The sequence below is a fragment of the Kamptonema animale CS-326 genome, from assembly GCF_028330895.1.
Taxonomy (GTDB): Bacteria; Cyanobacteriota; Cyanobacteriia; order Cyanobacteriales; family Microcoleaceae; genus Kamptonema; species Kamptonema formosum.
On record NZ_JAQMUA010000037.1, the window covers coordinates 1 to 7,193 of the forward strand.

6 protein-coding genes are annotated in these 7,193 nt (G+C 42.8%); 4 read left to right on the top strand and 2 right to left on the bottom strand.

Features of this window, described 5'->3' with window-relative positions:
• The first annotated feature begins 383 nt into the window (after nucleotides 1–383).
• Nucleotides 384–1,082, top strand: coding sequence for an SAM-dependent methyltransferase (locus PN499_RS02430; RefSeq protein ID WP_272030090.1), 699 nt, complete (start codon nucleotides 384–386; stop codon nucleotides 1,080–1,082).
• Nucleotides 1,083–1,110: 28 nt separating this feature from the next.
• Here the strand turns inward: PN499_RS02430 and PN499_RS02435 are convergent, their stop codons facing one another.
• Nucleotides 1,111–1,389, bottom strand: a complete 279-nt coding sequence (locus PN499_RS02435; RefSeq protein WP_272030091.1) for a transcriptional regulator — start codon at nucleotides 1,387–1,389, stop codon at nucleotides 1,111–1,113.
• A gap of 332 nt (nucleotides 1,390–1,721) precedes the next feature.
• Here PN499_RS02435 and PN499_RS02440 point away from each other — a divergent pair, with 332 nt between their 5' ends.
• From PN499_RS02440 to PN499_RS02450, 3 genes are all read left to right on the top strand, one after another.
• On the top strand, nucleotides 1,722–2,369 hold the full coding sequence (locus PN499_RS02440; RefSeq protein WP_272030092.1) for a histidine phosphatase family protein: 648 nt from the start codon (nucleotides 1,722–1,724) through the stop codon (nucleotides 2,367–2,369).
• Nucleotides 2,370–2,489: 120 nt separating this feature from the next.
• Nucleotides 2,490–3,257 (top strand): YebC/PmpR family DNA-binding transcriptional regulator, encoded by a 768-nt coding sequence (locus PN499_RS02445; RefSeq protein WP_272030094.1) that lies wholly within the window; start codon nucleotides 2,490–2,492, stop codon nucleotides 3,255–3,257.
• Between the two features lie 191 nt (nucleotides 3,258–3,448).
• Nucleotides 3,449–4,723: an FAD-dependent hydroxylase gene (locus PN499_RS02450; protein ID WP_272030095.1), complete on the top strand. Its 1,275-nt coding sequence runs from the start codon at nucleotides 3,449–3,451 to the stop codon at nucleotides 4,721–4,723.
• 44 nt (nucleotides 4,724–4,767) lie between these two features.
• On the opposite strand, the gene PN499_RS02455 is transcribed toward PN499_RS02450, so the two are convergent.
• Entirely contained in the window at nucleotides 4,768–6,921 is a 2,154-nt protein-coding gene (locus tag PN499_RS02455) for a CHASE2 domain-containing protein (RefSeq protein WP_272030096.1), read from the bottom strand.
• Between the last annotated feature and the right edge of the window lie 272 nt (nucleotides 6,922–7,193).

The following is a 7,193-nucleotide window of genomic DNA, read 5'->3' on the forward strand; positions in this document are numbered from 1 at the left end:
ATTGTTGATATAGCAATCCTAAATCATTTGTGAATTTCTTACTCCCTCCCCTTAGCAAGGGGAGGGTTGGGGTGGGGTAAAAAATTTACGATTCATTTAGGATTGCTATAGTAGGGTTCCATAAATGGAATAATCATACCCAAAAAACCGGAGATAAGGAGCTAGAGCTAGCAGAGTGCGCTTGCTGTATTTGTAGCGCCAATTTGCTTAAAAATGAAGAATCCAACCGCGTCCTAGTAAGTCGCAATCTTAGACAAGGTAGGTGTCGCCAAAATTACCACTTCCCAACGGCTTGACGATCGGATAGCGATCGCTAGACTATTCTCAAACATTTCCGTGCATAACGAATATAATATTTAGAATACTATCATTCTCGGTAAAAAATGGGATTAAAGCTTGAAAAGGTGATACCTTGGGGGCGTAGCCTAGATGAATATATTGCCATGTTTCACCTGACAGCAAGCGATCGCCAGTCAGCAATTCTCGACTGTGCCGGTGGCCCTGCTAGCTTCAATGCTGAAATGACTCGCCAAGGCAATAAGGTGATTTCTTGCGATCCAATTTATGAGTTTACAGCCGATGAAATTGCCAGTCGTATCCAAGAATGTTATCAAACTGTAGTTGACGGGACTAAAGCAAATCTAAACTGTTACAATTGGACAGATATTGAATCGCCAGAACAACTAGGTGAAGTGCGGATGATAGCAATGCAGCAATTTCTAGAAGATTTGCCCCTGGGAATACAAGAAGGTCGTTATATAACTGGTGAATTGCCCTTACTACCTTTCAATCAACATCAGTTTGATTTAGCACTGTGCAGTCATTTCCTATTTACTTATGCCGACCATTTATCAGCCAAATTTCACTTAGCCTCTATTTTAGAAATGTGCCGCGTCGCGCAAGAAGTACGGATATTTCCACTCATAAAAATTTCTGGAGAACCAGTATCATTACTACCAGAATTAATCCAAGAATTAGCAGCAAAAGGATATACTGGAGAAATCGCAGAAGTATGCTATGAGTTTCAGAATGGTGGGAATCAAATGCTACGAGTCAGGACAGAGCGATCGCGCGGCAAATAGCTACTCTGCCCTTAAATATAGAGCGAGTTTATAACAAAGGAGGCTCTTCGTTACAATTCGCCTCTACTACTCGCCGGACTTCCCCTGATTCCAATTTCATTAGTTTATCTGTAGCTCGAACTTGAGTAGGCTGTTCTTCTATTTGCTGGCGATCTACTAATCCCCACTCCATCACCATATTAGTATACCGTCTAGATGTAGCCCTGTCTATATTAAGAGAAGTTGCAACTTCATTTAGAGGCATCCATCCTTGTTGATTGCGGAGCCGATGTAGATAGCGAGTCAGAGTGTCAGTATTGACTTTCATAGTGCTATTAATTCCTATTTTACCGCATCGCTTTCTCTAATCTAGAGTAACAGATTGAGGAGAAAATTGCCAATCTATGAGGAAATTTTACCTGCTACGGAAGACAGTATGCCTTAATTCGTCAACTGCCGTCACGTCGGTTTTCCACTATTATACATCTCTGGCAAGCTTCCCGTCATAGTTAAGTAGTCATCGAGCGGTTGTTCTCTGAATTGAGTTGATTAATAGATTGACTTGAATTATACTAGGTAACAAAAACGGCTAGAAAAACTTTAATCGCGATATAATCTAAAGTCTAGTTACAAAAATCTCAAATCCCAATCTCATAACTCATGCCTCAAACAATCTGGATTGCAAGACACGGAAACCGCATTGACTTCGTAAACCCCGACTGGTTTTTGACAGCAGAAAAACGCTACGATCCGCACCTTTCAGATGACGGACACATTCAAGCCAGACAACTAGCAAATCGCCTCAAAGGTGAAGAAATTACTCACATTTTTGCCTCACCATTCCTGCGAACAGTTCAAACAGCAAATCACGTTGCCCAAACCTTAGACTTATCGATTAAACTAGAGTGGGGACTTTGTGAATGGCTCAATCCTGAATGGATGTCAGAAATGCCAGAAACCCTCTCTGTCAAAGAATTATGCCACCGTTTCCCTAGAATTGACCCCTCCTACACAGGCACAAGTGCTATTCCTTACTATCCTGAAACTGGGGAAGAATGCCTTAAACGTACCAGCGAAACTGCTAAGCGACTCGCCGCAGAATTTCCCGAAAATATTTTGCTAGTTGGTCACGGTGCATCGGTTATAGGTACTACAATGGGATTAGTTCAGGGAGTCGTTGATACAGAAATTAATGCCTCTCTGTGTTGCTTAGTTAAAGTTGTGCGCGATGATGGAAAGTGGTTAATGGAACTTAACGGTGACACATCTCACCTTAGCAAAACTGAAGCCGATCTCCGGTTTAATTAAAAATAGTTAACTGTTAACTGTTAACTGTTAACTGTTAACTGGGAAAAGCCTCCCCATTTATCCTTCTTCCTTCTCTCCTAGATAACTAAATCCTTCTTCCTTCTTCCTTCTTCTATCGACATGGCTGGACACAGTAAATGGGCGAATATTAAACGCCAAAAAGCTAGAGTAGATGCCGTAAAAGGTAAAATTTTTGCTAAAATATCTCGCGAAATTATCGTTGCTGCCCGTAGCGGCGTACCAGATCCCGCTGGGAATTTTCAACTGCGGACGGCAATTGATAAGGCTAAGGCGGCGGCAATTCCTAGTGAGAATATTGAACGCGCGATTGCCAAAGGTGCAGGTAAACTGGGGCCAAATTCCGAATTAGAAGCCATTCGTTATGAAGGTTACGGTGTTGGTGGTGTCGCTATTTTAATTGAAGCACTTACAGATAATCGTAACCGCACGGCTGCTGATTTGCGAGAAGCTTTTACTAAGAATGGTGGTAATTTAGGTGAAACTGGTTGTGTCGGTTGGATGTTCGATCAAAAAGGTGTTTGTATGGTGCGCGGCCCCATTAATGAAGACGATTTATTAGAAGCATCATTAGAGGGGGAAGCCGAATCTTATGAGTTGATATCAATAGATGAAGATGCCGAAGGTGCGGAGGTATTTACTGAAGTATCGAACTTAGAAAACCTGAGTAAGGTATTGAAAAAAAGGGGGTTTGTAGTGATGCAATCAGAAACTCGCTGGATTCCTAGCAATTCAGTAGAAGTGGATAATCCAGACAAGGCGCGATCGCTGCTAAAATTAATGGATGCACTGGAAGATTTGGATGATGTACAAAGCGTTACAGCTAACTTTGAAATGACTGATGAACTGATGTCAATGACTATGGTTTAGTAAGTGGGCGTTGCTAATTTGTCTCGCCAGCAGTAAGGTGGGCGCTGCCAATGCTATATTTTTTATGTTTATCATCTAGATTAGGGCAGCGCCCACCCTACAAGTTGTAACTACGAGTTGTAACTACAAGTTGTAACTTTTACCAATTAGCAATTAACAGTTAAGTGTTAACAATTAGCAATTAAATAACAATGCCAGTAGATCAACTTTTACAAACAGTTTCTCCCTCAGAGACACCCCAAGTTAAACAAGAATTGGATTATGATATCGCGATCGCAGGCGGCGGCATTGTCGGGGCAACTTTAGCTTGTGCCTTAAAAGATTCCGGCTTAAAAGTAACAATAATTGAGACTCAAACGCCATCTGTAGCAGCAAGTAGAAGACAAGCTTATGCACTTTCTCTGATGTCGGGAATGATTTTAGAAGGTATTGGTGTTTGGCAAGAAATATTGCCACAAATTACTACCTTTCAACAGATTAACCTCTGCGATGGGGACTATCCAGGGATAGTTCAATTCTATCGAGAAGACTTGGGAAATACAGGTAAAATACCTGTATCCAAAACAGCACTCGGTTATGTGGGGGAACATGGCGTATTGCTGACTGCTTTGCAAGAATGCTTAGCAAAATGCCCTAATTTTACTTGGATTTGTCCGGCTGAAGTTTTACAAGTTCAATATTATAGCGATCGCGCCGAAGTCGAAGTAAAAATCAACGGCGAAACTCAGACTATCCGCACGCGGTTATTAGTCGCCGCCGATGGTTCGCGATCGCACATCCGCACTCAAGCTAAAATTACCACTCAAGGCTGGAAATATTGGCAGTCTTGCATTGCCATCACCATTAAAACAGAAAAACCCCACAATGATATCGCCTTTGAGCGTTTTTGGCCCAGTGGCCCGATGGGGGTATTGCCACTCCCTGGAAACCGCTATCAGATTGTTTGGACTGCACCCCACGCCGAAGCAAAAGCCTTGCAAGAACTAGATAAACAAGAGTTTCTAGCTTTATTAGAACAGCGAACTGGCAGACTTTTGGGACGTTTGGAATTAATTAGCGATCGCTACCTATTTCCCGTTCAGCTCATGCAGAGCGATCGCTACGCCTTACCCAGATTAGCATTAATTGGCGATGCCGCCCACTGCTGCCATCCCGTCGGCGGACAAGGTTTAAATATGGGGATTCGGGATGCGGCCGCGATCGCACAAATCTTGCGATCGGCAAGCGATCGAGGTGAAGACATCGGCAATTTACAAGTATTAAAACGTTACGAAAGTTGGCGAAAAAAAGAAAACTTAGTAGTCTTAGGCTTCACCGATTTTCTAGACCGCCTCTTCTCCAATACTTGGCTTCCAATTATTGCTTTTCGTCGCTTTTGTTTATGGAGTTTACGAACAATTCCCCTAGTCAAACTGTTAGCACTGCGACTGATGACAGGCTTATTCGGTCGTGCTCCTGAATTATAGGCAAAGGAACAAAGAAGAAGAATCTAGTAAATCCTAAGTCTGATTCAAGAAAACTCAAATCGGTTTTTCCCAAGTTCCTTAGCACGATACATAGCCGCATCCGCATTCTTAATCAAAGTTTCCTTATCTTGACCATCCAAGGGATACAAACTAATACCAATACTCGTAGTTACCGCAATTGAATTTCCGTCAAGTAAGAAAACTTGAGTAATAGCATCCAGAATTTTTTCAGCTACTCTTGCCGCATCCGGTTTTCCCGGAATTCCAGGTAAAATTACAGTAAACTCATCACCTCCTAAGCGTGAAATTGTATCACTACCCCGCAAACATCCTTTCAACCTTTCCGCAACCCCTTTTAAAAGTAGATCTCCAACATCGTGTCCGAGAGAATCATTAATTAACTTAAATCCATCCAGATCCAAAAATAGTAAAGCCACTAATTGATCTTTAACAGAAGCTTGTTTTATAGACACACTCAAACTTTCGTGAAACAATTGGCGATTCGGCAAACCAGTAAGATCGTCATGATAGGCTTGATAGCGCAAGCGATCTTCCGAAAGTAGGAGTTCAGCATTTTTTTGCTTCAGTTCTTCTTCCATACGCTTGCGTTCAGTAATATCTCTGATCGCACCGACTAAAAATAAATTACCCGCAGCATCTTTGTGCAGCGATCTTTTCGTAGCAATTAAATGTGTAGTGCCACTAGCATCAGTAAATTCTTCCTCATTTTCATACTCTAGCTGCGTAGCAAACACTAAATTATCTTGATGCCAAAAGATATCAGCTTCATGTTTAGGAAATAAATCATAATCAGTCTTGCTCATTAACATTTCTAGTGGCTGACCGATTAAGCGGCAATAAGCTTGATTCAAAACGATCCGACGGTGGTTGATATCAGTAACAAAAATTGGATCGGGAATTGTATTAATTACAGTCTGCAAAAATTCTTTCGAGCGTTTGAATTCTTCCTGTAAGTGAGCCAGATAGCCAACTATAACCGCAGCAGACCCTGCGATCGCCATTAAAGGTGGAATTAACGGCAACCACCAACCAGCCAGGAAAGCCAAATACAGACTGGTAGTGAGACCAACACTCACTCCTAAAAGGAACAGCAGCGATAGTTGAGGCGATCGCAACTTCCAGCTTACAAAAGCTCCCACCCAAGACCAACCCCAAATCCACACCCATTCAGCCAAATCTGACCAGACTTTAAAACCCGTTCTCCCTTCCAAGGCCGCACTCAAAATCTGACTCAAAAAATTAGCCTGAAGCTCTACTCCTGGTACAGGTTTAGGCGAATCCAATAAACCCCCGCTGTAGGAAGTTTGCTGAAAATCTTTGAGGCTAGTTGCAGTCGAACCGATTAAAACAATACGCGATCGCACAAAATCGGGTGGCATCTTCCCAGACATCACCTCCGCCATCGACACGCTGCGAAAACTACCAACAGGGCCGCGAAGATTCGCTAAAATTTGATAACCTCGACTTTCAGCTCGAATGTAAGGCCCATGATTAGATTCAAACCGCTCAAAAACACCCTGACCCAATTGTAAATGCTTAGGATTACTCGTTGCTGGCTGAGGGGTAATACCTTCAGTACCCAGGTAAATTAAAGCCAATTTTAGCGCAAAACTTTCGCGAGTTTTTTCACCTTCCGGCCACGAATAAAGTAAAGCTCTGCGTATTTTCCCATCGGCATCAACAACAACATTATTTAAACCTACCTGATTCCGTTGACTGAGAACGCTAGGGGGGCGTACTCCCAAGTTATTTTCATCCTGACTTTTCTCAATCCCAATCAAGTTAGGGATAGTTTCAAAAGCTTGCACCAATTTTTCATAGCCTGGTTCTACCGGCAAATCTCGATAAATATCTAGACCGATCGCTCGCGGTTGACCAGCGTACAATTTTTGTAATAACTGTACCATCACACCATCAGGGATGGGGTAGCCGAATTTTTGTAAATCGGCTTCATTAATTGCCACAATTACAATTCTTTCATCAATTGGTTCTAGGGGCCGCCAGCGAAAAAACTGATCGATAGCCGCCAATTCTGAGAACTGCAAAAGTGCGAAGGAACGTAGGAGAATAACTGTACTAGCAACAGTTGAAGCAGTAATGAATACTCGCCGTTCTCTACACCACTTTTTCAGGGTTCCCCGCGTATTATTTGAAGCTTTGCTGAGCCGCTTGAACATCTAAGTAGAAGGAAAAAGGAAGAAAAAAGAAGGAACCAGGAACCAGGAACTAGGGCGAAGGGAGCAGGGAGAAGGGAGATGGGGCTAAAAGTTATCGGGTAATTCTTAAGATAACCCATCGACAAACAAAACAACCAGAGGCGCGATCGCACCTCTGGCTCTTTTTGGCAATTAACCTCTATTTGTCAAAATCAGGGCGAGTTTTTCTTCTTCAGGAGGCAGGAGGCAGGAGGCAGGAGGCAGGAGGCAGGAGGCAGGAGGCAGGAGGCAGG